The organism is Micromonospora sp. USAFONa4 (assembly GCF_057197825.1).
Genome location: NZ_CM170072.1, coordinates 5,124,579 through 5,148,222 on the forward strand (window position 1 = coordinate 5,124,579; position 23,644 = coordinate 5,148,222).

The window sequence follows — 23,644 nt, forward strand, 5'->3', positions numbered from 1 at the left end:
CGGGCGGTGGGAGCGCGTGCTGGAGGCGTGTGGCGGCAGGGCCGCGGGCCCGGCGGTGGGCGGAGGGAGACGTCGTGTTGAAGGCGTGCCTCAACGGGGCCCGAGGGCGTGCCGAGCATCCGGCGGTGCCGGTCACCCCGGCCGAGTTGGCGGCCGACGCGGCCCGCTGCGCGGGGCTCGGCGCAGGGGCGGTGCACGTGCATCCCCGGGACGCCGCCGGCCGCGAGTCCCTTCACCCACCTGTGGTCGCCGCCGCGCTGGACGCGATCCGGGCCGCCCGACCGGGCCTGCCGGTGGGGGTGAGCACCGGGGCCTGGATCGAGGCGCAGCCGGCCGCCCGGGTGGCCGCGGTCCGGGCCTGGACCGTGCTGCCCGACTTCGCCTCGGTCAACGCTCACGAGCCGGGCGCGGAGGCGGTGGCGACGGCGCTGCACGAGCGGGGCGTCATGGTCGAGGCGGGGCTCTGGACGGTCGACGCGGTCGGGGCGTACGCGCGGTGGCGGGTGCCGGCCGGGCGGATCCTGATCGAGTGCATGGCCGAGGACCGGGCGGTGGCGCTTGCGGACGCCGCAGCGATGCTGGCCGCGCTGCCGTCCCCGGCGGCCGGGAGCCCGCCGGTCCTGCTGCATGCCGAGGGGCCGGCGACCTGGCCGGTGCTGACCGAGGCGGTGCGCCGGGGCCTGCACAGCCGCGTCGGGCTGGAGGACACGCTGTCGATGCCCGACGGCTCGCCCGCGCCCGACAACGCCGCACTGGTGGCGGCGGCACTGGCGGCGGGGGCCCGCTGACCCACCCCGATCCGGGGGGAGTGATGCCCTTGTGGGCTCCGGCGAGCGTATCGGCGCAGAGGGTTGCGTCACAGCCGATCGGCCGCGCACCGGCGGGTACGCGCACGGCCGCCGGGCGGTGCGTCGGCGGGTGCGTACGGGCCGCCGCGCTGAGCAGGGCCGACGCGCCGCGCGGCCCGGTCCGCAGCCGTTTTGTCCGCCGGTGTCCGGGCGTGCATCAGCGGTGCGTGACGCGACAACTTCTCTCCGTTCGGGGGGTTTGATCATGAGTTCTTGACCGGAGCCCCCCGGGAGACCTAGCCTCGCCATACAGGCTCACATTGCCCGACCAAGCGCAGGCTAAGCGCACAACATAGATCGCGTAACGGAACAGCATCACTTTGGCCGATCCGATCGGCCATTGGCGGCAGCTTCGGACTGGCCGGTCCGACGCTGGCGCGACAACTGCACCCGGCCGTCGGCGATGCCCCCGCGTGGGCACCGCCGACGGAAGCTACCCCACGGCCAGTCGCTCCGGTCGGGCGTCCACAGCCGCAGGGTGCGTGCCCATCGGCACGGTCGCTGCGGTCCCGACGTTCAGGGGAGGCGGCCATGGCGAGGCGGCGCAGTTCCACCAGGGTCCCGACATGAGCGGGCCGGTCGGGCCGGGCCCTGTGGCCATCGGGCGGAGCGGGGCGCCGGCATGAGCGGGTTCGACATCGTGATCCTCGCCGTGGTGCTGGTCCTGACCGTGGTCGTGCTCGGGGCGGTGCTGCTCGGCGTACGGGCGCTGCGCCGGTTCGGTGCGGCACCGGCGCCCGAGGACCCCGCCTTCATCGCCGAGAAGGACCGGCAGGAGCAGTCCCTCGCGGCCCTGCGTACCGCCGCCGACGAGGCCAACAGCACGATCGACGTGGCGAAGTCCGCCGCCGCGGCGGCCCGCACCGAGGCGGCCGCCGCGAAGGCCGAGGCGAAGGCGGCCCGGGCGGAGGCCCGCCGGGTGCTCGACGACGCCCGGGCGGAGGCCGACACCGTCCTGGAGCGGGCCCACAAGCAGGCCGAAGCGGACGCGGAGCAGTTGCGGGCCACCGCCCGGCGCAGCGGCGAGCGGGAGGTCGCGGTGCTCGCCGCCACCACCCGGGAGCAGGCCGCCGAGGTGGACCGGCGGGCGGCCCGGATGGACGAGCGCGAGCGGCTGCACACCGAGGAGGTGGAGCGCCTCGCCGAGCGGGAACGGCAGCTCACCGCCGCCAGCGCGGCCCTGTCGGCCCGCGAGGCCGCCCTCGCTCAGCGCGAGGCCGAGCTGGCCGAGGCGGAGGAGCAGCGGCGCCGGGAGCTGGAGCGGGTCGCCGGCCTCACCGCCGACGCGGCCCGGGCGGAGCTGATCGAGGCGATCGAGGTCCAGGCCAAGCGGGAGGCCGCGCTGCTGGTCCGCGACATCGAGTCCGACGCCCGCGGCACCGCCGAGCAGCGCGCCCGGCACATCGTCGTCGACGCCATCCAGCGGGTCGCCAGCGAGCAGACCGCCGAGAGCGTGGTCAGCGTCCTGCACCTGCCCGGCGACGAGATGAAGGGGCGGATCATCGGCCGGGAGGGCCGCAACATCCGCGCCTTCGAGTCGGTCACCGGCGTGAACCTGATCATCGACGACACCCCCGAGGCGGTGCTCCTCTCCTGCTTCGACCCGGTGCGCCGGGAGGTGGGGCGGCTGACCCTGGAGAAGCTGGTCCTCGACGGGCGGATCCACCCGCACCGCATCGAGGAGGTCTACGACCTGGCCCGGCACGAGGTGGAGGAGCTCTGCCAGCGGGCCGCCGAGGACGCCCTGGTCGAGGTCGGCATCACCGAGATCCACCCCGAGCTGGTCACCCTGCTCGGCCGGCTGCGCTACCGGACGTCGTACGGGCAGAACGTGCTCAAGCACCTGGTGGAGACGGCGCACATCGCCGGCATCATGGCCGCCGAGTTGCGGCTGGACGTGCCGATCATCAAGCGCTCGGCGTTCCTGCACGACATCGGCAAGGCGCTCACGCACGAGGTGGAGGGCAGCCACGCCATCATCGGCGCCGACCTCGCCCGCAAGTACGGCGAGAGCGAGGACGTCGTGCACGCCATCGAGGCGCACCACAACGAGGTGCCGCCGCAGACCATCGAGGCCGTCCTCACCCAGGCGTCCGACGCGTGCTCCGGCGGCCGGCCGGGAGCCCGGCGGGAGAGCCTGGAGGCGTACGTCAAGCGGCTGGAGCGGATCGAGGAGATCGCGGCCGGCAAGCTCGGCGTGGAGAAGGTCTTCGCCATGCAGGCCGGCCGGGAGATCCGGGTGATGGTCAAGCCGGACGACGTGGACGACATCGGCGCGGCCGTGCTGGCCCGGGACGTGGCCAAGCAGATCGAGGAGGAGCTGACCTACCCGGGTCAGATCCGGGTGACCGTGGTCCGCGAGTCCCGGGTCACCGAGATCGCCCGCTGACGGCGTCGACACGAAGGGCCGGCCCGATCATCGGGCCGGCCCTTCGTCGTACGCCAGATCTCAGATGCCCTGGCCGTTGCTCTCCGACTGCGCGGTGAGCGCCGCCGGGGGCGGGTTCTGGGCCGGGGTGCCGGCGGTCTTGCGACCGCGTGAGAGCCGGCGCTGGACGTACTGGGCCAGCTTCGACAGCGAGTAGTTCACCAGGATGAACAACACCGCGATCACGACGTAGACCTGGATCGGGTTGTCCAGCGCGCCGATGATCTGCTTGCCGATGTTCAGGGTCTCCTCGTAGCTGATGATGAAGCCGAGCGAGGTGTCCTTGAGCACCACGACGAGCTGGCTGATCAGCGCCGGCAGCATGATCCGGAACGCCTGCGGCAGCAGGATCATCCGGGTGGTCTGCAACGGGGAGAGACCGATCGCGGAGGCCGCCTCGGCCTGCCCGCCGGGCAGGCCCTCCATGCCGGAGCGGAGGATCTCGGCGATCACCACCGAGTTGTAGATGGTCAGGCCGATGACCAGGTACCACAGCGTGTCGAACGAGACGCCGAACTCGGGGAAGCCGCGGGCCACGAAGAAGATCGTGAGGACCACGGGCAGGCCCCGGAACACCTCGACGCAGACCCGGGTGAGCGCCGACAAGAACAGGCTCAGCCCGCGCAGCAGGTACGCCAGCGGCGCGGCGAGCCCGGTGAACCGGCGCCGGGTCAGGCTCTTGAGCTGGATCCGCAGCACCGCGAGCAGGGTGCCGACCACCAGCGAGGAGACGATCGCCAGGGCGGCGGCGGTCAGCGTGTTCTTGAAGCCGATGCCGATCCGCTCCCACACCAGCGAGAAGTTCTCGTTGGAGGGGTCGATCAGCGGCCCCCACAGCTCCATCGAGAACTGGCCCTTGTCGTTCAGCGGCTGGTAGATCAGGAAGTACGCGCCGACCAGGACCAGTACCGTCGCGACCGCGCTGCCGATCAGGGTGAGCCGGCGCTGCCGGGGCCCGGGGACGTCGTAGAGCACGCTCTGCTGGCTCATCGGGCCACCGCCTGTCGCTTCTCGACGCGGTCGAGGAAAGCGCCGAGGGGAACGGTCATGATCAGGTATCCGATCGAGATGCCGATGGCGACGGGGATGAAGGCGTAGCCCTCGGCCGAGGTCAGCTGGTCGGCGGTCTGCGAGAGGTCGCCGACCACCCCGAAGAAGCCGACCAGGGCAGAATTCTTGATCATCGCGATGATCACCGAGCCGAGCGGCACCACCGAGGCCTTCCAGGACTGCGGCAGCACCACGTAGCGCAGGTTCTGGCCGAAGGTCAGCCCCAGCGACCGCGCGGCCTCCGCCTGGCCGGCGGGCACGGCGTTCACCCCGGAGCGCAGCGCCTCGCAGACGAACGCCGCCGTGTAGAGCGTCAGCGCGATCAGCGCGAACCGGAAGTACGGCAGGTCCGTGTCGAGCCGGCTGAACACCGCGTCCAGGCCGGGAACGCGCAGGAAGTCGGCGTTGGAGCCGAGCGCCGGCAGGCCGAACGCGGCGAAGAACATCACCACGGTCAGCGGCATGTTGCGGAAGATGTTGACGTAGGCGGTGCCGAGCGCCCGCAGCGGTGGCACCGGGGAGATCCGCAGCACCGCCACGACGGCACCCACGATCAGGGCGCCGATCGCGGCGAGTACGCAGATCTGGAGGGTGAGCCAGAAACCACCCGCGAAGACGTCGAACTTGTCGATGAGCACACTCACGGGCCGGTCTTCCTCCCCACCCTCCAGATCAAGGATTCAGCTCAGTAGCGGTTGACGGCAGGCGCCGAACCCAGCTCGGCACCGAACTTGCCGGCGGTGCCGTCCCAGGCCTTCTTCCAGCTGCCGTCGGTGTACGCCTTCTCCAGCACGTCGTTGACGAAGTTGCGGAAGTCGGTGTCCTCCTTCTTCACCCCGAGGCCGTACGGCTCCTTGGTGAAGTTCTCGCCGGCCAGCTTGAACGATGCCTCGTCCTTGGCGATGTAGCCGAGCAGGATCACGTTGTCCGTGGTGACGGCGTCGACCTGGCCGTTCTTGAGGGCGTCGCGGCACTTGTCGTAGGTGTCGAAGGGCACCAGCTGGGTGGCGACGTCCTTGACGTACTTCTTGATCTCCTCGAACGGCGTCGAGCCGGTGACCGAGCAGACCTTCTTGGTGCCGTCCTTGAAGGAATCCGGCCCGGTGATGGAGGTGTCGTCCTTCTTCACCATGATGTTCTGACCGGCCTCGTAGTAGGGCCCGGCGAACGCGATGCGCTCCTTGCGCTTGTCGTTGATCGTGTAGGTGGCCGCGACCAGGTCGACCGTGCCGTTCACGATCACGTCCTCGCGGACCTTCGAGGGGGTCTCGACCCACTCGATCTTGTCCTCGGGGATGCCGAGCTCCTTGACGATGATCTTCGCGACCTCGACGTCGAAGCCCTCCGGCTTGCCGGACAGGCCCTTCAGGCCGAAGCCGGGCTGGTCGAACTTCGTGCCGATCTTGATGGCCTGGGCCTTGTTGAGGCGCTCCATCGTGCTGCCGGCGGCGAAGGACTTGCTGCCGGCGCCGGTGCCCTCGTCGGCGTCGTCGCCGCCACAGGCGGTCAGACCGAGCGCCAGGGTGGCGGCCGCCGCGAGCGCCGCTACGCGCGTGATACGCATGTTCATCTCCTTCTTGGACGGAACCGCCGGGGGACGGCGCGCTCCAGTACGGACGCCTAGTGCGTGAGGATCTTGGAAAGGAAGTCCCTGGCCCGCTCGCTGCGCGGGTTGGCGAAGAACTCGGCCGGCGGCGCGTCCTCGACCAGCTGGCCGTCGGCCATGAAGATGACCCGGTTCGCCGCGTGCCGGGCGAAGCCCATCTCGTGGGTCACCACGACCATGGTCATGCCCTCGCTGGCCAGCGACGTCATCACGTCCAGCACCTCGCCCACCATCTCCGGGTCCAGCGCGCTGGTCGGCTCGTCGAAGAGCATCGCCTTGGGCTGCATGGCCAGCGCCCGGGCGATCGCCACCCGCTGCTGCTGGCCGCCGGAGAGCTGGGCCGGGAACTTGTCGGCCTGGTTGGCGATGCCGACCCGGTCCAGCAGGGCCAGGCCGCGCTCGCGCGCCGCCGCCGGCTTCTCCTTGCGGACCTTGACCGGCCCGAGGGTGACGTTCTCGAGGATCGTCTTGTGCGCGAAGAGGTTGAACGACTGGAACACCATGCCGACCTCGCTGCGCAGCTTCGCCAGCGCCTTGCCCTCGGCCGGCAGCGGCTGCCCGTCGAAGGTGATCGTGCCGGAGTTGATCGGTTCGAGGCGGTTGATGGTGCGGCACAGCGTCGACTTGCCGGAGCCCGACGGGCCGATCACCACGACCACCTCGCCGCGCCCGACCGACAGCGAGACGTCGTCCAGCACGTGCAGCGGCCCGAACCACTTGTTGACCGAGTCCAGCACGATGAGCGGTTCGCCCGTCGTCACGTCGTTCACCGTCCCTGTCGTCGCGCGGGGTCGGGTGACCCCCGGTTGGGCAACTGTAGGCGGGGGGATGTGGCGGGACGCAACTCAGTTGGTCACGGAGCGATAACACCAGTTCAGAACGGGGTCAAGAGTCCGATTTTGACCGCGATCGGGGCCCGCCGGTTGCCATCGGATGGAGCGGTTCGGCGATCATGTGGGGATGACCGAACCGGTACGGCTCACCCGGTACGCCCGGGGCGGCGGCTGCGCGTGCAAGATCCCCCCGGGTGAGCTGGAGACCATGGTCGCCGGGCTCGGCCCGGCCACCGGCACCGCCGAGCTGCTCGTCGGGCTCGATCACGGCGACGACGCCGCGGTGGTCCGGTTCGACGAGCGCACCGGCCTGGTCACCACTGCCGACTTCTTCACCCCGGTCGTCGACGACGCGTACGACTGGGGGCGCATCGCCGCGACGAACGCCCTCTCCGACGTGTACGCCATGGGCGGCACCCCCCTCGTCGCGCTCAACCTGCTCTGTTGGCCGCGCGACGTGCTGCCGCTGGAGTTGGCCCGGGAGGTGCTGCGCGGCGGGCAGGACGTGGCCCGCGACGCCGGCTGCCACCTCGCCGGCGGGCACAGCGTCGACGACGAGGGTCCCAAGTACGGGCTGGCCGTCACCGGCGTGGTCCGGCCGGAGGAGCTGATCACCCTGGACGCCGGCCGGGCGGGGCTGCCGCTGTCGCTGACCAAGCCGCTCGGCGTCGGGGTGCTCAACACCCGGCACAAGGCCACCGGCGAGAGCTTCCCCGAGGCGGTCGCCGCGATGACCACCCTCAACCGCGACGCGGCGCGGGCCGCGGTGGCGGCCGGCGTCCGCTGCGGCACCGACGTGACCGGCTTCGGTCTGCTCGGGCACGCGTCCAAGCTGGCCCGGGCGAGCCGCCTGACGGTGGCGATCGACGCGTCCCGGGTGCCCTACCTGGCCGGCGCCCGCGAGGCGGTACGCGACGGGCACGTCAGCGGCGGCAGCCGACGCAACCTGGACTGGGTCACCCCGTGGACGGACTTCGGCGGTGTCAACGAGGAGGAGCGACTGCTGCTGGCCGACGCGCAGACCTCGGGCGGGCTGCTGGTCGCCGGCGAACTGCCGGGCGCCACCGTGATCGGCGAGCTGCTGCCGCCGGGGGAGCACCGCGTGGTCGTGCGCTGAGGGCGGGTCACCCGGCGTGTGGCGTCCGGATCGGGCACCGTACCCGATAAACTGTCATCTTTCCGCTACTCGGAGCAATGGCGCTCGGGGAAATTTTGCCCGGAATGGTCACAGACCGGTAACTTGCCCCCGGCTGAGGTCATATGCACCCCACCATCGTCAGTAAGGCCCGATCCGGAGGCCGGTGGGACGAGCACAGCGAGGAGGCGGCATGACCGAGCTGTGGAACTGGAGAATCGAGCAGGTGCGGCCGGTGGAGGTCTACCCGGCACTGGCCGAGGCGCTCGGCCGGGTGGTGATGCCCCTGGCGGCGGCGGACCCCGCCCGCCTGCCGACGTACGCGGTCATCTGCGACGTCTGGCAGGCGCCGGGGGAGTTCGCCACGATCGTGGACTGCTACGGGGTGCCCGAAGGGCTCTCCGAGCACGGCAGCATCGCCACGCTGGCGCGGCTGCTGGACCGCAACTGCCTGCTGCGCGACGACACGCTGGACGCCGGGCGGCACCTGCTCGTCGCGCCTGACGGCACGATCCGGCCGGTGCACTTCGACGTCCGGGAGACCGACGACGGCGAGGAACTCGCCGACCAGCGGCTGTGCACCGACGCCGACCCCCGCTGTCGCGGCTGGTCGCAGTGCCACCGCTCGCGCTGGGCGCCGGACTCGGTGCTCCCGGCGCTCGCCGCCGCCTGACCCGCGCCTCCGCCGCCGGCCCCCGTGCCGGGCACGGCGGAGGGATCAGCTCGCCGGGCTGGCGGAGCGGCCGCCGCGTACCTCCAGCTCGGCGAGCAGGGTCGCGGTGGCCGCGGCGACGGCGGCGACCGCCGCGTCGAAGGCCGCGGCGTTGTGGGCGGCGGGCTTGCGGAAACCCGAGATCTTGCGGACGTACTGCAACGCCGCCGCGTCGACGTCGCCCGGGGTCACCTCGGCGACGTACGGCTCACGAAGGGTCTTGATGCTCCGGCACACGGCTCCTCCTCGTTAATTCCGATCGGTGGGTGGCGGATACGCTGTCCGGGTCATGACTACCGCAGCGGCGAGCAGCCCGCGCACCTATCAGGTGCGCACCTACGGCTGCCAGATGAACGTGCACGACTCCGAGCGCATCTCCGGCCTGCTGGAGCAGGCGGGCTACGTGCGCGCCGCCGAAGCCGACGACGGCCCGGACGTGGTGGTGTTCAACACCTGCGCCGTCCGGGAGAACGCCGACAACCGGCTCTACGGCAACCTCGGTCACCTGCGCCCCGTCAAGGCCAGGCACCCGGGGATGCAGATCGCCGTGGGTGGCTGCCTGGCCCAGAAGGACCGGGGCGAGATCGTCCGCAAGGCGCCCTGGGTCGACGTGGTGTTCGGCACGCACAACATCGGATCGCTGCCGGTGCTGCTGGAGCGGGCCCGGCACAACACGGCTGCCGAGGTGGAGATCCTCGAGTCCCTCGACGTCTTCCCCTCGACGCTGCCCACCCGGCGCGAGTCCACGTACGCGGGCTGGGTGTCGATCTCCGTCGGCTGCAACAACACCTGCACGTTCTGCATCGTGCCCTCTCTGCGGGGCAAGGAGAAGGACCGCCGCCCCGGCGACATCCTCTCCGAGGTCCGCGCCCTGGTCGACGAGGGCGTGCTGGAGGTGACCCTGCTCGGGCAGAACGTCAACTCCTACGGCGTGGAGTTCGGCGACCGGCTGGCCTTCGGCAAGCTGCTGCGCGCCTGCGGCGACATCGAGGGGCTGGAGCGGGTGCGGTTCACCAGCCCGCACCCGAAGGACTTCACCGACGACGTGATCGCCGCGATGGCCGAGACGCCCAACGTCTGCCACTCGCTGCACATGCCGCTCCAGTCCGGCTCCGACGACGTGCTGCGCGCGATGCGCCGCTCCTACCGGGCCGAGCGCTACCTGGGCATCATCGAGAAGGTCCGGGCGGCGATGCCGGACGCGGCGATCACCACCGACATCATCGTCGGGTTCCCCGGCGAGACCGACGCCGACTTCGAGCGCACCCTCGACGTGGTCCGCGAGGCCCGGTTCTCGTCGGCGTTCACCTTCCAGTACTCCAAGCGCCCCGGCACGCCGGCCGCCACTATGGACGGCCAGCTGCCCAAGCAGGTCGTGCAGGAGCGCTACGAGCGGCTGATCGCCTGCGTGGAGGAGATCACCTGGGCGGAGAACAAGAAGCTGGTGGGGGAGACCGTCGAGGTGCTGGTCGCCGTCGGCGAGGGACGCAAGGACGAGCGCACCGGGCGGATGTCCGGCCGCGCCCGCGACGGCCGCCTGGTCCACTTCGCCACCGGCGCGAACGGCCAGCAGGGCGACGCGGGCTCGTACGCCGGGCGGATCCGGCCCGGCGACGTCGTGCACACCACCATCACCTACGCCGCACCGCACCACCTGAACGCCGACGGCGAGCCGCTGGCGCACCGGCGCACCCGGGCGGGTGACGCGGCCGAGGCGGGGCGCGCCCCGCGTACGCCGGGGGTGCTGCTCGGGCTGCCCACGATCGGCGCGCCGGCCGCGGCGCCCGCGCCGACGACCGGCTGCGCCGCGCACTGACCCGCGACCGGCCGGGGCCTGCGCGCGCAGGCCCCGGCCGGTGCGTTCAGCCGGTCGCACCCGGATCCGGCGGCCGGATCAGCAGGCGACGCCGTTGAGCTTCACCGTGCCCGGCGCGGCGGACGCGCCGTTGGCGGTGAAGCCGACGGTCACCGAGGCGCCCGGCGCCAGCGCGCCCGCCCAGGTGGGCGCCGCCGCGGTCACCGTGGTGCCGGACTGGGTCACCGTGGCGTTCCAGCCGCTGGCCAGGCTCACCCCGGCCGGCCAGGCCCAGGTGACCTGCCACGGGTTGACCGTCGCGGTGCCCGTGTTCGTCACCGTCAGCTCCCCCTGGAAGCCGCCCTGCCACGCGTTGACCTGCCGGTACGCGCCCGTGCAGCCCCCGGTCGGCGGAGGCGGCGACGAGGTCGGCGTCGCCGTCGGCGTGCCGGTGGGGCCGCCCCCGCCGCCCACCGGCGCGATCAGGTACGGCTGGAGGATGGCCTGCTTGGTGGTGTTGATGTTCGTCCAGTCGTCGAGCGCGATGCCCCCGGTGTCACCGGAGTTCGGGTTCCACGACCAGTAGGTGAAGGACATCCCGTCGACCCCGGTGCCGGTGTAGGCCATCAGCTTCTCCAGCCACACCCTGTCCCGAGGGTCGGCCAGGGTGCTGCCGAACTCGCCCATCATGATCGGCGCGATGTTCTGCTTGTAGAGGTAGCCCCAGTACTTGTCCCAGATCCCCGGCAGGTTCGTCGGGAAGTCGGGCGACTTGAACCAGTTCTGCTCGAAGACCGAGGTGGCGTACTCGTGCGGCGAGTAGACCAGCCGGTTCGGCACGTCGAGCCTGACCGGGAAGTCCTTGGCCTTCGTCAGGTTGCCGCCCCACCAGCCGCAGTCCTCGTCGTTGCTCGGATCGTTGTCCCAGACGTTGGAGAGGCCGCCGCTGGGGCAGCTCACGCCCTCCACGAAGATCAGCCAGTTCGGCTGCACCGACAGGATCGCGTTGCCGGCCCGCTCGGCGGCCAGCCGCCAGTCCCGCGCCGGATCGCCGCAGCCCCAGCACGCGCCGGTGGCCGCCGGGTTGGTCCCCTCGGCGTGCGGCTCGTTGTGCAGGTCCGCCCCGATGACCGTGGTGTTGCCGGCGTACCGCTGGGCGAGCATCTTCCAGTCGTTGATCCAGGTCGCCTCGGAGACCGTCGGGGTGTACCAGAGCGGGGACTGGCCGGCGGAGGTCGGCCGGTGCCGGTCGAGGATGACCCGCATCCCCTTGCCGCCGGCGTAGTTGATCACCTTGTCGAGGATCTGCAACGGGGAGAGCCCGACCAGGTCCGGGTTGACGAAGTCGTTGATGCCGCTGGCCGTCGCGCCCGGCTTCAGCGCGTCGTTCGAGTACGGCACGCGCAGCGTGTTGTAGCCGAGGCTGGCCATCTTGTCGATCTGTCCCCGCCACGGGTTCGTGGACCACAGCCCGTGGAAGGTCTTGTTGTCGGTCTCCATGCCGAACCAGTTGATGCCGGTGATGCGTACCGTCGCGCCGGTGCTGTCGACGATCTTGTTGCCGTTGGTGTGCAGGTAGCCGGTCCCGGTGCCGGCGGGGGCGGCGACGGCCGGGGCGGTGCTGACGGCGGCGGCGACGAGGACGCCGGCCGCGGCGGTGGCGAGCGCGGTGATCGCGCCGCCGAGGGCGCTGCGTCGGTGCATGCGAGCTCCACTTCGAACTGCCCGCCGCCGCCACCGGCGGCGCGGGCGGGGAACCGGGCGACGGCCGTCACGCTCCCTCAGGGAGTACGCGGACAGGGCGCGACGGAACGTGCCACGTGGGATGCGGCCGCTCGCGGTACCACCGGCGTCCCCCGACGACGCGGCGTGCGCCGCCGGTGCCCTCGCGCCGGTGCCGGACCTGGCTCCGCCGCTCATTCTGATCAGCCAGCCTCGATGCGTCAACCGTCGCGTGCCCGGCCCGGGCGGCTGCGGGCGGACAGGCGGAAGCCCCCGGTCCGTGGCGGATCGGGGGCTTCCGTGGTGGCTCGGTCCGAGGTGACTCGGCGCGCCGGGGTGGGTCGGTCCGGCTCAGCCGGCCTGCTCGGCGAGCTGGAGGAACTGCCGCTTGGAGGCCAGCGCCTGCTCGGCCTCCTTGACCCGCCGGGCGTCCCCGGCCGCCTGGGCCCGGGCCAGCCGCTCCTCGGCCTCGGCGACCTGCGCGCGCATCTGGGCGAGCAGGGGGTTGTCCTCCTTGGTGGTGCGCCGCCACGCGGAGTCCATCACCTCGCGGACCTTCTCGTCGATCGCGCGCAGCCGGCGCTCCAGCCCGGCCGCCGCCTCGCGGGGCACCCGGCCGGCCTCGTGCCACTGGGCCTGGATGTCCCGCAGCTTGGCCTGCGCACCCTTCGGGTCACCGTCGACGTCCAGCGCCTCGGCCTCGGCGAGCAGCGCCTGCTTGCGCTCCAGGTTGCCCCGCTGCTCGTTGTCGCGGGCGGAGAAGACCTCGCTGCGCCGGGTGAAGAACTCGTCCTGCGCGCCCCGGAACCGTTCCCAGAGCTTCTGCTCGGCCTCCTTGGAGGCCCGGGGAGCGGCCTTCCACTGGTTCATCAGGTCCTTGAGCTGGTTGGCGGTGGCCGCCCATTCGGTGGAGTCCTTGAGCTTCTCGGCCTCGGCGACCAGCTCCTCCTTGACCGTCTGCGCCTGCTTGCGCTGCGCGTCGAGGGAGGCGAAGTGGGCGCCCCGGCGGCGGGTGAAGCCGTCACGTGCGGCGGCGAACCGCTTCCACAGCTCGCCGTCGGCCTTCTTGTCGACCCCGCGGATGGTCTTCCACTCGTCGAGGATCTCCTTGAGCCGGTCCCCGGCGGTCTTCCAGCCGGTCGACTCGGCGGCCAGCTTCTCCGCCTCCTCCACGAGGGCCTGCTTGCGGGCGAGCGCCTCGCCGCGGGCGGCGTCCCGCGCGGCCTTGGCCTCGCCGGCCTTCTCCTCGGCGACCGTGGCGAGCCGGTCCAGCCGGGCGGCCAGCGCGTCGATGTCGCCGACGACGTGCGCCTCGGCCAGCGACGCGCGGATCCGCCGGATGGTGGTCAGTGAATGGCCGGCGTCGGCGGCACCCGAGTTGAGCCGGGCCTCCGTCAGGTTGACCTCGGTCACCAGGTCGTCGAAGCGGCGGGCGAAGTGGGCCAGCCCCTCCTCGGGCGCTCCCGCCTGCCAGGATCCGACCACCCGCTCGCCGTCGGCGGTCTTGACGTACACGGTGCCGTCCGCGTCCACCCGTCCGAAGGCAGTCCAGTCGCTCATGTGCCCATCCTCGTTCTCCCGGCGTCGGGGAGCAGTCCCGCGATCGCCGCCACGGCGCAGCAAAGTTTCCCCCGGCATTGTCACAGGTGCGACCCCGTTCCCGTCGAGCGCCTATCGCCGACCGTGACCATACGGTGTCCTAGCGCCCGCGGACAGGCTCCCTGGGAGGAGTGTCGGAATCCGGCGTACGACGTGCCGGACGGCCGGGCGTCGTCGTCGGCGTGGCGACCCCGGCCACGCAGGCGGCCCGCCGGCGGGACCGGCCGGCAGCGGCGGCCCGAAGAGCCCGGGTGCGGGGCGCCGGGCGCCGTCGTGCCGATACCGTTGCCGGGTGCCCCTGGTCGCCGCTGCCGTCTGCCCCCACCCGCCGCTGATCGTCCCCGAGCTGGCCGGTGCCGCCGCGCCCGAGCTGGACGAGCTCCGCGCCGCCTGCGACGCCGCCGTCGCCGGGCTGCTCGCCGCCGGCCCCGAGGTGATCGTCCTGGTCGGCGGCGGGCCGGAGACCACCCGCTTCGACGCGGCCGACCACGGCTCCCTGCGCCGGTACGGCCTCGACCGGTCCGTGCGGCTGTGGAAGGTGAACTGCGCCGGCGGCGAACGGCTGCCGCTGAGCCTCACCATCGGCGCGTGGCTGGTCGGCCGTTCCGGCACCGAGCTGCCCCGGCTGGCCCGCTCCGTCGGGTCCGACGCCTCCCCGGCGGAGTGCGCCGAGCTGGGGGCGGCGCTCGGCGCGGCGACGGAGCCGCGTACCGCCCTGCTGGTGACGGGGGACGGGTCGGCCTGCCGCGGCCCGAAGTCGCCCGGCTACGACGACCCGCGCGCCGAGGCGTACGACGACGGGGTCGCCCGCGCCCTGGCCGACGCGGACGCCGAGGCCCTGCTCGACCTGGACCCGGTCCTGTCGGCGGAGCTGAAGGCCGCCGGCCGGGCGCCCTGGCAGGTGCTGGCCGGCGCGGTCCGGGCGACGGGCGGCGACTGGCGCGGCGAGCTGCGCCACCACTCGGCGCCGTACGGCGTCGCCTACCTCGTGTCGTCCTGGACGCCGGCGTGACCACCCGCCCACCGGCCGGGACGGTCGTGGCCGTGGTCGGGCCGACGGCGGCCGGCAAGTCGGCGCTGAGCATCGCCCTCGCGCACGCCCTCGACGGCGAGGTGGTCAACGCCGACTCGATGCAGCTCTACCGGGGCATGGACGTGGGCACCGCCAAGCTCACCCCGGCCGAGCGCGAGGGGGTGCCGCACCACCTGCTGGACATCTGGGACGTCACCGAGCCGGCGAGCGTCGCCGAGTACCAGCGGCTGGCCCGCGCCGCCGTCGACGACGTCCTGGCCCGGGGCCGGGTGCCGCTGCTGGTCGGCGGCTCCGGCCTCTACGTGCGGGCGGTGCTGGAGCGCTTCGAGTTCCCCGGCACCGACCCGGCGGTGCGTGAGCGGCTGGAACGGGAGCTGACCCAGGCCGGCCCCGCGCCCCTGTACGCCCGGCTGTGCGAGGCCGACCCGGCCGCCGCGGCGGGGATCCTGCCCGGCAACGGCCGGCGGATCGTGCGCGCCCTGGAGGTCATCGAGCTGACCGGGGCGCCGTTCACCGCCGCGCTGCCCGAACCGACCCCGTACTACCCCTCGGTGCAGCTCGGCGTGGACCTGGACACCGCGTTGCTGGACGAGCGGATCGCCCTGCGGGTGGACCGGATGTGGGCCGACGGGCTGGTCGCCGAGACCCGGGACCTGGTGGGGCGCGGCCTGCCCGAGGGACGTACGGCCAGCCGTGCCCTCGGCTACCAGCAGGTGCTGCGCTTCCTCGCCGGGGAGCTGACCGAGGCCGAGGCGCACGACGAGACCGTCCGGGCAACCCGGCGCTTCGTGCGGCGGCAGCGGTCCTGGTTCCGCCGCGACCTGCGGATCCACTGGCTGGACTCGGCGGCGCCGGAGCTGGTCCCGGCCGCCCTGCGCCTGCTCCCCGCCGCTGCGCGATGATGGGGGCGTGCAGTTCACCAAGGGCCACGGCACCGGCAACGACTTCGTCATCCTCCCCGACCCGGACAACCGGCTCGACCTGACCCCGGGGCTGGTCGCGGCCCTCTGCGACCGGCGGCGCGGCCTCGGCGGCGACGGCGTGCTGCGGGTGGTCCGGGCGGCCGCGCACCCGGAGGGCGCCGGACTGGCCGGCGAGGCCGAGTGGTTCATGGACTACTGGAACGCCGACGGGTCGTTCGCGGAGATGTGCGGCAACGGCGCCCGGGTCTTCGTCCGATACCTGGTCGCCTCCGGGCTGGCCGAGCCGGCGGAAGGGGCGCTGCCGGTGGCCACCCGGGCCGGCGTCGTGCGCGCGCTGGTCACGGCCGACGCCATCGCCGTCGAGATGCGCCGTCCCCGGCTGTACGACACCGCGACCGCCACCCTCGGCGGGCTGACCCTGCCCGGCACGGCCGTGGACGTGGGCAACCCGCACCTGGTCTGCGCGCTGCCGGCCGGGCTGGAGCTGACCGCGCTCGACCTGACCCGGGCCCCCGACGTCGACCCGGCGGTCTTCCCCGCCGGCGTGAACGTGGAGTTCACGGCCCCCGGCGAGCCCGTCGACGACACCGACGGCCACGTGCTCATGCGCGTGTACGAGCGCGGCTCCGCCGAGACCCTCTCCTGCGGCACGGGCGCCTGCGCGGTGGCCGCGGTGGCCCTGCGCGACGCGGGCCGGGACACCGGCGTGCTGGCGGTGGACGTCCCCGGCGGACGCCTCTCGGTCACGGTGACGGAGGACTCCTGCTGGCTGGCCGGCCCGGCCACCCTGGTAGCCACCGGCACCCTCGACCCCACCATCCTCACCACGTCCGCCTGACCCACCCGCCCCGGCCCGGCCCCGGGCCCCGCTTCCCCCCCCCGACCCCGTTGATCATGAAGTTATTGCCGGGGATAGCGCTCTCCTAGGGCAATAACTTCATGATCAACGCGCCTGCGGCGGGGTGGGCGGACGGAGCGGGACCGGGTGGGCGGGGTGGGACGGAGGCCGGGCGGGGCGTGGGTGGTCAGGGGGTGGCGCTGGCTTCGGCGGCGATCTCGGGGAGGTCGGCGGGGCCCGGGTCGGCGGCGGGGGCGGGGGCGGGGTTCTGGGCGGCGGCGCGGACCGCCGCGGCGACCGCCGGGGAGACCCGGGAGTCGAAGACGCTGGGCACGATCACCGTCGGGTTGATCTTGTCCTCGCCGACCACGTCCGCGATGGCCCGGGCCGCCGCGATCGCCATCTCCTCGGTGAACTCCTCGGCGTGCGCGTCCAGCATGCCGCGGAAGACACCCGGGAAGGCAAGCACGTTGTTGATCTGGTTCGGCTGGTCGGAGCGGCCGGTGGCGACCACGGCCGCGTGCTTGCGCGCCTCCCGCGGGTCGACCTCCGGGTCCGGGTTGGCCAGCGCGAAGACGATCGAGTCCTTGGCCATCGTGGCGATGTCGTCGCCGGTGAGCAGGTTCGGCGCGCTCACCCCGATGAAGACGTCCGCGCCGCGTACCGCCCCGGCCAGGTCGCCGGAGTAGTTCTCCTTGTTGGTGTTCTCGGCCAGCCACTGCCAGGCCGGGTTGAGCCCGCTCTGGTCGCGGTGCAGGGCGCCCTGCCGGTCGTACGCGATGATGTCGCCGACGCCCTGGCGCAGCAGCAGCTTCATGATCGCGGTGCCGGCCGCGCCCGCGCCGGAGACCACGACCCGGACGTCCGCGAGCTGCTTGCCCACGACGCGCAGCGCGTTGGTCAGCGCGGCCAGCACGCAGATCGCGGTGCCGTGCTGGTCGTCGTGGAAGACCGGGATGTCCAGCGCCTCGCGCAGCCGCGCCTCGATCTCGAAGCAGCGCGGCGCGGCGATGTCCTCCAGGTTGATCCCGCCGTACGCCGGGGCGATCGCCTTGACGATCTGCACGATCTCGTCGGTGTCCTGGGTGTCGAGCACCACCGGCCAGGCGTCCACCCCGCCGAAGCGCTTGAACAGCGCGGCCTTGCCCTCCATGACGGGCAGCGACGCCGCCGGCCCGAGGTTGCCCAGGCCCAGCACGGCGGAGCCGTCGCTGACCACGGCCACGGTGTTGCGCTTGATGGTCAGCCGGCGGGCGTCGGCCGGGTTCTCCGCGATCGCCATGCAGACCCGCGCCACCCCCGGCGTGTACGCCCGGGACAGCTCGTCGCGGTTGCGCAGCGCCACCTTCGAGCTGACCTCGATCTTGCCACCGAGGTGCAGGAGGAAGGTCCGGTCGGACACCTTGCGCACGTCCACGCCGTCCAGCGCCGTCAACGCGTCGACCACCTGGTCGGCGTGGCTGGCGTCGGCGGTGTCGCAGGTCAGGTCGACGAGCACGTGGGTCGGGTCGGAGTCCACCACGTCGAGCGCGGTGACGATCGCCCCGGCCTCACCCACGGAGGTGGTCAGCCGGCCGATCGAGGACGCGTCCGCCGGCACGGCGATCCGAATCGTGATCGAGAATCCGGCACTTGGAAGTCGGGTGATGGCCACGGGGTCCCTCCGTCGACGCTGAACGGCTGCCCCGCATTTCTACTCGCCCCGGCGGGCCCCTCCGGCATCCGCCCCCACTTTTGTGGCCTGTTCGAGCGGGCATATAGCGGGTGCGTTCCGCGTTGGCACATGTCAGGATTGCTCGGTACGTGACAGAACGGACAGGAGACCGGCTTGCACAACCAGGAGACCCTTCTTCCCTACGAGGACGACGAGCTCGACGCCACCACCGGTGAGTTCGAGCTGTCGGAGCGGCAGGCGCTGCGGCGGGTCCCCGGCCTCTCCACCGAGCTCGCGGACGTCACCGAGGTCGAATACCGCCAGCTGCGCCTGGAGCGCGTGGTGCTCGTCGGCGTCTGGACCGAGGGCTCGCAGAGCGACGCCGAAAATTCCCTCACCGAGCTTGCCGCGCTGGCGGAGACCGCCGGCTCGCAGGTGCTCGAGGGGCTGATCCAGCGGCGCACCCGCCCCGACCCCGCCACCTACGTCGGCCGGGGCAAGGTCGACGACCTCGGCTCGGTGGTGCTCTCCACCGGCGCCGACACGGTGATCTGCGACGGTGAGCTGTCGCCGTCCCAGCTGCGCAACCTGGAGCAGCGCACCAAGGTCAAGGTGGTCGACCGCACCGCGCTGATCCTCGACATCTTCGCCCAGCACGCCAAGAGCAAGGAGGGCAAGGCGCAGGTCGAGCTGGCCCAGCTCGAATACCTGCTGCCGCGCCTGCGCGGTTGGGGTGAGACCCTCTCGCGGCAGACCGGTGGTAGCGGCCGCGGCGGCGGCGCCGGCGGCGGCGTGGGTCTGCGCGGTCCCGGTGAGACGAAGCTGGAGACCGACCGGCGCCGGATCCGCCACCGCATCGCCCGGCTGCGCCGGGAGATCAAGGGCATGCGGACCGTACGCCAGACCAAGCGCGCCCGGCGCTCCCGCAACGCCGTGCCGGCCGTGGCCATCGCCGGCTACACCAACGCCGGCAAGTCGAGCCTGCTCAACCGGCTCACCGGGGCGGGCGTGCTGGTGGAGAACGCGCTCTTCGCCACCCTCGACCCGACCACCCGCAAGGCCACCACGACCGACGGGCGGCTCTACACCCTCTCCGACACGGTCGGGTTCGTCCGGCACCTGCCCCACCAGATCGTCGAGGCGTTCCGCTCGACCCTGGAGGAGGTCGCCGAGGCCGACCTGGTGGTGCACGTCGTCGACGGCACCCACCCGGACCCGGAGGAGCAGGTCCGGGCGGTCCACGAGGTGCTCGCCGAGGTGGGCGCCGACCGGCTGCCCGAGCTGCTGGTGGTCAACAAGACCGACGCGGCCGACGAGGAGACGCTGCTGCGGCTCAAGCGGCTCTGGCCGGACGCGGTGTTCGTCTCCGCCCACACGGGACGCGGGATCGACGGGCTGCGCGAGGCCGTCGAGGCACGGCTGCCCCGCCCGGCCGTGGAGGTCCGCGCGGTGCTGCCGTACGACCGGGGCGACCTGGTGGCCCGGGTGCACCGTCAGGGCGAGGTGCTGAGCACCTCCCACCTGCCGGAGGGCACCCTGGTGCACGTGCGGGTCGGTGAGGCGCTCGCCGCCGAGCTGGCGCCGTTCCGGGCGGACGAGGACCAGGCGGTCGCGGGCGCCCGGTGACGCCCTCCCGGCGTCACGCGTCGGAAACGCCCGGCATGCGACACTGATTCAATGCGCCGCGCTGTTTCTTCGGTCACGGTCGCCCTCGGCTTGCTGGGGGCGACCGTGGCGTGTACCGGAGTCGCCCTGGCGGCGGCGCCCGCCTCGGCCGCGTCCCCACTCGCGGCAGCTCCCGGCAAGAAGCGGTGCACGGTCACCGACGAGCGGCTGCGGGAGCTGTCGGGCCTGGTGGCCACCAAGAGCGGCTACATCGTGATCAACGATGGCACCGACGTGGAGAGCCGCAAGCGGGTCTTCTTCCTCGACACCAAGTGCGGGATCGCGAAGGAGCCGGTCCGCTACTCGGGTCAGGGTCCGTTCGACACCGAGGACCTGGCGCTCTCCCCGGACGGCACGACGATCTGGATCGCCGACACCGGTGACAACGTCACCAGCCGGGAGCGTCGCGAGCGGGTGGCGCTGTGGAGCATGCCGGTCAACGGGTCGAAGCGGCCGGTGCTGCACCGCCTCTCCTACCCGGAGGGCAAGCCGCACGACGCCGAGGCGCTGCTGATCGGCGACGACGGCAACCCGTTGATCATCACCAAGGTGATGTCCGGCAAGGCCCAGATCTTCACCCCCGCCGAGAAGATGAAGAGCGGGGACACCCCGGCCGTACCGATGAAGAAGGTCGGCGAGATCAGCCTGCCGGAGACGGACACGGACAACCGGCTCGGCGCCCCGGGCCGCGTCGCGATCACCGGTGCGGCCCGGTCCCCCGACGGCTCCCGGGTGGTGGTGCGCACCTACGCCGACGCCTTCGAGTACGACGTGACCGACGGCAACGTCGTGGCGGCCCTGACCGGCGGCAAACCCCGGGTGACGGCGCTCGCCGACCCGTTCGGTGAGGCGATCACCTACAGCCCCGACGGCAAGACCTTCCTGACCGTCTCCGACGGCGGCCAGCTCGACGAGGACGCGCCGATCGACATCCTCGGCTACACGCCCTCCTCGGAGGGCGCGAAGCCGGTGGCCGGCGGTGGCGGTGCGCCGAAGAAGGCCGGCCAGTCCTGGGTCGACGGCCTGAGCCTGAGCGACATTACGTACCTGATCGCGGCCGTGGGGGTGATCGGCGCGCTGATGGTGGCGGCGGGTGTCTTCGGCATCCTCCGGTCCCGGCGCAAGCCGGCGCCTCCCCGCGACGACGACGGTGCCGACCGCGACGACGTCCTCGACGACGACCGGCGTGGGCCGGCGGACGACGGCTTCCTTCCGCCGGGCGATCGGGGCCGGGGCGGCGTCTACGGCGGTGTGCCGGCGGCCGGGGTCTACGGCGGCCCGGCCGGTGGGCGCGGCGGTCCCGCGCCGGCCGGCGGGGGCCCCGGTGCCGCCCGCCCGGCTGGCGGTGGCGTCTACGGCGGTGCCCGTCCGGCTGCTGGCGGCGGCGGGGTCTACGGCGGCGGTCGCCCGTCCGTGGACGGGCCGCCCGGCCTGGGTGGTCCGCCGCCAGGTGGCGGCCGGCGCCAGGGTGGCGGGCGTCAGGGCGGCGACGGTGGCCGTCAGGGCGGTGGTGGTCGCCAGGGTGGTGGCGGTGGTCGCCAGGGTGGCGGTCGTCCCGGTGGTGGTGTCTACGGTGGCGGCGGGCAGCCGGGCGGTGGCGTCTACGGCGGTGGCCGGGCGGAGCCGCCGCGTCGGGGCGACGAACCGGACCCTCGCGGCCAGCGGCCGGTCCGCCGGCGCGACGACGGCCCCGACGACGGTCGCGGTTACGGTCACGTGCCCGGTGGTGGCCGGGGCTACCGGGGCGACCGCTACTGAGGCGCTGAACCCTGCCGGAGCGACCGCTACTGGGACGCTGGGGCCTGCCGGGGACGGCAACGGACGCTCAGGGTCCGCAGGTGAGCGACACGGCACCCGGGTGACCGCCGAGGGCGGCCACCCGGCGCGGCGGCGGATCAGATGCGGCGCAGCACCGCGACGACCCGGCCCATGATCGTGGCGTCGTCGCCGGGGATCGGGTCGAAGGCCGGGTTCTGCGGCATGAGCCAGACGTGCCCGTCGCGGCGGCGGTAGGTCTTCACGGTCGCCTCGCCGTCGAGCATGGCGGCGACGATGTCGCCGGCCTCGGCGGTCGGCTGCTGCCGGACCACGACCCAGTCACCGTCGCAGATCGCCGCGTCCAGCATCGAGTCGCCCTTGACCTGGAGCATGAAGACCTCGCCCTCACCCACCAGCTCGCGGGGGAGGGGGAAGATGTCCTCCACGGCCTGCTCGGCCAGGATCGGGCCACCGGCCGCGATCCGGCCCAGCATCGGCACGTAGGCCGGGGCGGGACGCTGCGAGCGGGCCAGTTCGTCGTCGACCTCGGCGGGCGCCCGGACGTCCACGGCGCGCGGCCGGTTGGGGTCGCGGCGCAGGAAGCCCTTCTTCTCCAGCTCCTTGAGCTGGTAGGCGACGCTGGACGGCGAGACCAGGCCGACGGCCTCGCCGATCTCGCGCACGCTCGGCGGGTAGCCGTGCCGCTCGACCCAGGTGCGGATGAACTCCAGGATCCGGCGCTGCCGGGCGGTGAGGTCCACCGTCGCGGGGTCGGGGAAGGCGCTGACCACCGGGGTGACCGGGCGCACGGCGGGCTGCCCGGTCCGGCTGCGCGCGGCGCCCCGGCGTCGGGTGGCCGGCGGTCCCGCCTCGGTGATCTGCTGCGGGCTCTTCGGCCGGCTGGCCCGATCCTCGGTCACGTCCGTCCTCCCTGGTCGGCGCTGGGTGCCTTGGCGGCTCGTGGTGCGTGCGGTGGTGCTGATGCCTACGGTGGTGGTTGCGCGTGCGGTGGTGCTGGTGCGTGCGGTGGTGCGGGGTGACCGGTGGACGAGGATTCCGCGCCCGGTTGTTCAAGACCGTATAGGTGAGATCGGTCATTTTCAAACATCTGTACGACCTTGCTCGGCGTGTCGGGGTGAAAAACCGCCCCGCTCGTACTCGTGTTCTGATAAATGGTACGCCGGGTCGAACGGGTGTTCGACTTTCGTCCGATCGTCGGCCGTTTCGCACCGGCTGGACCGGTAACCCGCGGGGGCGTCGGACGGTTGGTCCTGCGGCGGGCGGCGGTGCCGGTCGACCCGGGAGTCGGGTGACGCGCCGGACACGCCGGCCAACTTGACCTCCGATCCGCAGCGGCCTACGGTCAACCCCTAGATGTAGTAGTCACACAGGCGTAAGTCGCCTACAGGTTGGGTTCGACTACCCACCGCACTCCGGCACCGTCGACACGGCGAAGACCATCGACAGATGGCTCCGTCGCGCTGACGCGTGCCCGGCGAGCGGTCGGCGGACCCGCGATCGACGAAGGAGGTCGGGTGCGATGCGGTGTCCGTACTGCCGGCACGCCGACTCCCGGGTGGTCGACTCGCGGGAGGCCGACGACGGCCAGTTGATCCGCCGGCGGCGATCCTGCCCGGAGTGCGGCAAGCGGTTCACCACCGTCGAGGAGGCGGTCCTCGCGGTCGTCAAGCGCAGCGGGGTGACCGAGCCGTTCAGCCGTACGAAGATCGTCGGCGGGGTGCGCAAGGCGTGCCAGGGCCGGCCCGTGGACGACGACTCGCTCGCGCTGCTCGCGCAGAAGGTCGAGGAGACCGTCCGGGCCAAGGGGGCCGCCGAGATCCCCAGCCACGAGGTGGGGCTGGCCATCCTGGGCCCCCTACGGGACCTGGACGAGGTCGCCTACATGCGGTTCGCCAGCGTCTACCGGTCGTTCGACTCGCTCGCCGACTTCGAGCGCGAGATCGAGACGCTGCGAGCCGCCGCGCGCGCCCGGGAGGGCGCCGGGGCCGACGCGGCCGAGGCCGCCGGCCGTACCAGTTGAATTC

The 23,644-nt window shown here is 72.8% G+C and carries 20 protein-coding genes; 11 read left to right on the forward strand and 9 right to left on the reverse strand.

Annotated elements, in window-relative coordinates:
- The first annotated feature begins 74 nt into the window (after positions 1–74).
- The gene (locus tag AC0OO9_RS22615) at positions 75–788 is read left to right on the forward strand and encodes a 3-keto-5-aminohexanoate cleavage protein (protein WP_484512176.1); all 714 of its coding nucleotides are present in this window, start codon (positions 75–77) and stop codon (positions 786–788) included.
- Positions 789–1,470: 682 nt separating this feature from the next.
- Positions 1,471–3,237 (forward strand): ribonuclease Y, encoded by a 1,767-nt coding sequence (rny, locus tag AC0OO9_RS22620; protein ID WP_484512178.1) that lies wholly within the window; start codon positions 1,471–1,473, stop codon positions 3,235–3,237.
- 60 nt (positions 3,238–3,297) lie between these two features.
- On the opposite strand, the gene AC0OO9_RS22625 is transcribed toward rny, so the two are convergent.
- Genes AC0OO9_RS22625 through AC0OO9_RS22640 form a run of 4 tightly spaced genes read right to left on the reverse strand, consistent with a single transcriptional unit; the run spans position 3,298 to position 6,702 of the window.
- A complete protein-coding gene (locus AC0OO9_RS22625; protein WP_484512179.1) occupies positions 3,298–4,266 on the reverse strand; it encodes an amino acid ABC transporter permease in 969 nt (322 codons plus the stop codon).
- Positions 4,263–4,970 carry an amino acid ABC transporter permease gene (locus AC0OO9_RS22630; protein ID WP_484512181.1) on the reverse strand — a complete coding sequence of 236 codons (708 nt, stop codon included), beginning with the start codon at positions 4,968–4,970 and terminating at the stop codon, positions 4,263–4,265. The genes AC0OO9_RS22625 and AC0OO9_RS22630 overlap by 4 nt, the downstream gene beginning before the upstream one ends.
- 41 nt (positions 4,971–5,011) lie before the next feature.
- The gene (locus AC0OO9_RS22635) at positions 5,012–5,890 is read right to left on the reverse strand and encodes a glutamate ABC transporter substrate-binding protein (RefSeq protein ID WP_484512182.1); all 879 of its coding nucleotides are present in this window, start codon (positions 5,888–5,890) and stop codon (positions 5,012–5,014) included.
- A 56-nt stretch (positions 5,891–5,946) separates the two neighbouring features.
- A complete protein-coding gene (locus AC0OO9_RS22640; RefSeq protein ID WP_484512184.1) occupies positions 5,947–6,702 on the reverse strand; it encodes an amino acid ABC transporter ATP-binding protein in 756 nt (251 codons plus the stop codon).
- A 184-nt stretch (positions 6,703–6,886) separates the two neighbouring features.
- Here AC0OO9_RS22640 and selD point away from each other — a divergent pair, with 184 nt between their 5' ends.
- Positions 6,887–7,882 (forward strand): selenide, water dikinase SelD, encoded by a 996-nt coding sequence (gene selD, locus AC0OO9_RS22645; protein WP_484518015.1) that lies wholly within the window; start codon positions 6,887–6,889, stop codon positions 7,880–7,882.
- Positions 7,883–8,093: 211 nt separating this feature from the next.
- The gene (locus tag AC0OO9_RS22650) at positions 8,094–8,573 is read left to right on the forward strand and encodes a hypothetical protein (RefSeq protein ID WP_151453951.1); all 480 of its coding nucleotides are present in this window, start codon (positions 8,094–8,096) and stop codon (positions 8,571–8,573) included.
- Positions 8,574–8,618: 45 nt separating this feature from the next.
- Here AC0OO9_RS22650 and AC0OO9_RS22655 read toward each other — a convergent pair whose 3' ends face one another.
- Entirely contained in the window at positions 8,619–8,849 is a 231-nt protein-coding gene (locus tag AC0OO9_RS22655; RefSeq protein WP_132232942.1) for a DUF2277 family protein, read from the reverse strand.
- A gap of 52 nt (positions 8,850–8,901) precedes the next feature.
- Between AC0OO9_RS22655 and miaB the strand changes: the two genes are divergently transcribed.
- The gene (gene miaB / locus AC0OO9_RS22660) at positions 8,902–10,428 is read left to right on the forward strand and encodes a tRNA (N6-isopentenyl adenosine(37)-C2)-methylthiotransferase MiaB (RefSeq protein WP_484512185.1); all 1,527 of its coding nucleotides are present in this window, start codon (positions 8,902–8,904) and stop codon (positions 10,426–10,428) included.
- 78 nt (positions 10,429–10,506) lie between these two features.
- Here miaB and AC0OO9_RS22665 read toward each other — a convergent pair whose 3' ends face one another.
- Positions 10,507–12,111, reverse strand: coding sequence for a cellulase family glycosylhydrolase (locus AC0OO9_RS22665; RefSeq protein ID WP_484512186.1), 1,605 nt, complete (start codon positions 12,109–12,111; stop codon positions 10,507–10,509).
- A gap of 369 nt (positions 12,112–12,480) precedes the next feature.
- Positions 12,481–13,689 carry a DUF349 domain-containing protein gene (locus AC0OO9_RS22670; protein ID WP_484512187.1) on the reverse strand — a complete coding sequence of 403 codons (1,209 nt, stop codon included), beginning with the start codon at positions 13,687–13,689 and terminating at the stop codon, positions 12,481–12,483.
- A 331-nt stretch (positions 13,690–14,020) separates the two neighbouring features.
- On the opposite strand from AC0OO9_RS22670, the gene AC0OO9_RS22675 reads away from it, so the two are divergent.
- Genes AC0OO9_RS22675 through dapF form a run of 3 tightly spaced genes read left to right on the forward strand, consistent with a single transcriptional unit; the run spans position 14,021 to position 16,522 of the window.
- Positions 14,021–14,740 carry a class III extradiol ring-cleavage dioxygenase family protein gene (locus AC0OO9_RS22675; protein WP_484512189.1) on the forward strand — a complete coding sequence of 240 codons (720 nt, stop codon included), beginning with the start codon at positions 14,021–14,023 and terminating at the stop codon, positions 14,738–14,740.
- Positions 14,737–15,663: a tRNA (adenosine(37)-N6)-dimethylallyltransferase MiaA gene (gene miaA, locus AC0OO9_RS22680; RefSeq protein WP_484512191.1), complete on the forward strand. Its 927-nt coding sequence runs from the start codon at positions 14,737–14,739 to the stop codon at positions 15,661–15,663. Before AC0OO9_RS22675 ends, miaA begins: the two co-directional genes overlap by 4 nt.
- Positions 15,664–15,670: 7 nt before the next feature.
- Positions 15,671–16,522, forward strand: a complete 852-nt coding sequence (dapF, locus tag AC0OO9_RS22685; RefSeq protein ID WP_484512192.1) for a diaminopimelate epimerase — start codon at positions 15,671–15,673, stop codon at positions 16,520–16,522.
- A 187-nt stretch (positions 16,523–16,709) separates the two neighbouring features.
- On the opposite strand, the gene AC0OO9_RS22690 is transcribed toward dapF, so the two are convergent.
- The gene (locus tag AC0OO9_RS22690) at positions 16,710–18,176 is read right to left on the reverse strand and encodes an NAD-dependent malic enzyme (RefSeq protein ID WP_421457868.1); all 1,467 of its coding nucleotides are present in this window, start codon (positions 18,174–18,176) and stop codon (positions 16,710–16,712) included.
- 174 nt (positions 18,177–18,350) lie between these two features.
- Between AC0OO9_RS22690 and hflX the strand changes: the two genes are divergently transcribed.
- The gene (gene hflX, locus AC0OO9_RS22695; RefSeq protein ID WP_484512194.1) at positions 18,351–19,802 is read left to right on the forward strand and encodes a GTPase HflX; all 1,452 of its coding nucleotides are present in this window, start codon (positions 18,351–18,353) and stop codon (positions 19,800–19,802) included.
- Between the two features lie 51 nt (positions 19,803–19,853).
- Entirely contained in the window at positions 19,854–21,599 is a 1,746-nt protein-coding gene (locus AC0OO9_RS22700; protein ID WP_484512195.1) for a hypothetical protein, read from the forward strand.
- 137 nt (positions 21,600–21,736) lie between these two features.
- On the opposite strand, the gene lexA is transcribed toward AC0OO9_RS22700, so the two are convergent.
- The gene (lexA, locus tag AC0OO9_RS22705) at positions 21,737–22,519 is read right to left on the reverse strand and encodes a transcriptional repressor LexA (protein ID WP_132232962.1); all 783 of its coding nucleotides are present in this window, start codon (positions 22,517–22,519) and stop codon (positions 21,737–21,739) included.
- A 620-nt stretch (positions 22,520–23,139) separates the two neighbouring features.
- On the opposite strand from lexA, the gene nrdR reads away from it, so the two are divergent.
- Positions 23,140–23,640: a transcriptional regulator NrdR gene (gene nrdR / locus AC0OO9_RS22710; protein WP_132232964.1), complete on the forward strand. Its 501-nt coding sequence runs from the start codon at positions 23,140–23,142 to the stop codon at positions 23,638–23,640.
- The last annotated feature ends 4 nt before the right edge of the window (positions 23,641–23,644 follow it).

What these genes read in the sequence shown, in the direction of transcription:
- AC0OO9_RS22700 (WP_484512195.1), top strand. Translation starts at nt 19,854, where the DNA reads ATGCGCCGCGCTGTTTCTTCGGTCACGGTCGCCCTCGGCTTGCTGGGG.
- AC0OO9_RS22670 (WP_484512187.1), bottom strand. Translation starts at nt 13,689, where the DNA reads ATGAGCGACTGGACTGCCTTCGGACGGGTGGACGCGGACGGCACCGTG.
- AC0OO9_RS22635 (WP_484512182.1), bottom strand. Translation starts at nt 5,890, where the DNA reads ATGCGTATCACGCGCGTAGCGGCGCTCGCGGCGGCCGCCACCCTGGCG.
- miaB (WP_484512185.1), top strand. Translation starts at nt 8,902, where the DNA reads ATGACTACCGCAGCGGCGAGCAGCCCGCGCACCTATCAGGTGCGCACC.
- AC0OO9_RS22665 (WP_484512186.1), bottom strand. Translation starts at nt 12,111, where the DNA reads ATGCACCGACGCAGCGCCCTCGGCGGCGCGATCACCGCGCTCGCCACC.
- AC0OO9_RS22625 (WP_484512179.1), bottom strand. Translation starts at nt 4,266, where the DNA reads ATGAGCCAGCAGAGCGTGCTCTACGACGTCCCCGGGCCCCGGCAGCGC.
- nrdR (WP_132232964.1), top strand. Translation starts at nt 23,140, where the DNA reads ATGCGGTGTCCGTACTGCCGGCACGCCGACTCCCGGGTGGTCGACTCG.
- rny (WP_484512178.1), top strand. Translation starts at nt 1,471, where the DNA reads ATGAGCGGGTTCGACATCGTGATCCTCGCCGTGGTGCTGGTCCTGACC.
- AC0OO9_RS22650 (WP_151453951.1), top strand. Translation starts at nt 8,094, where the DNA reads ATGACCGAGCTGTGGAACTGGAGAATCGAGCAGGTGCGGCCGGTGGAG.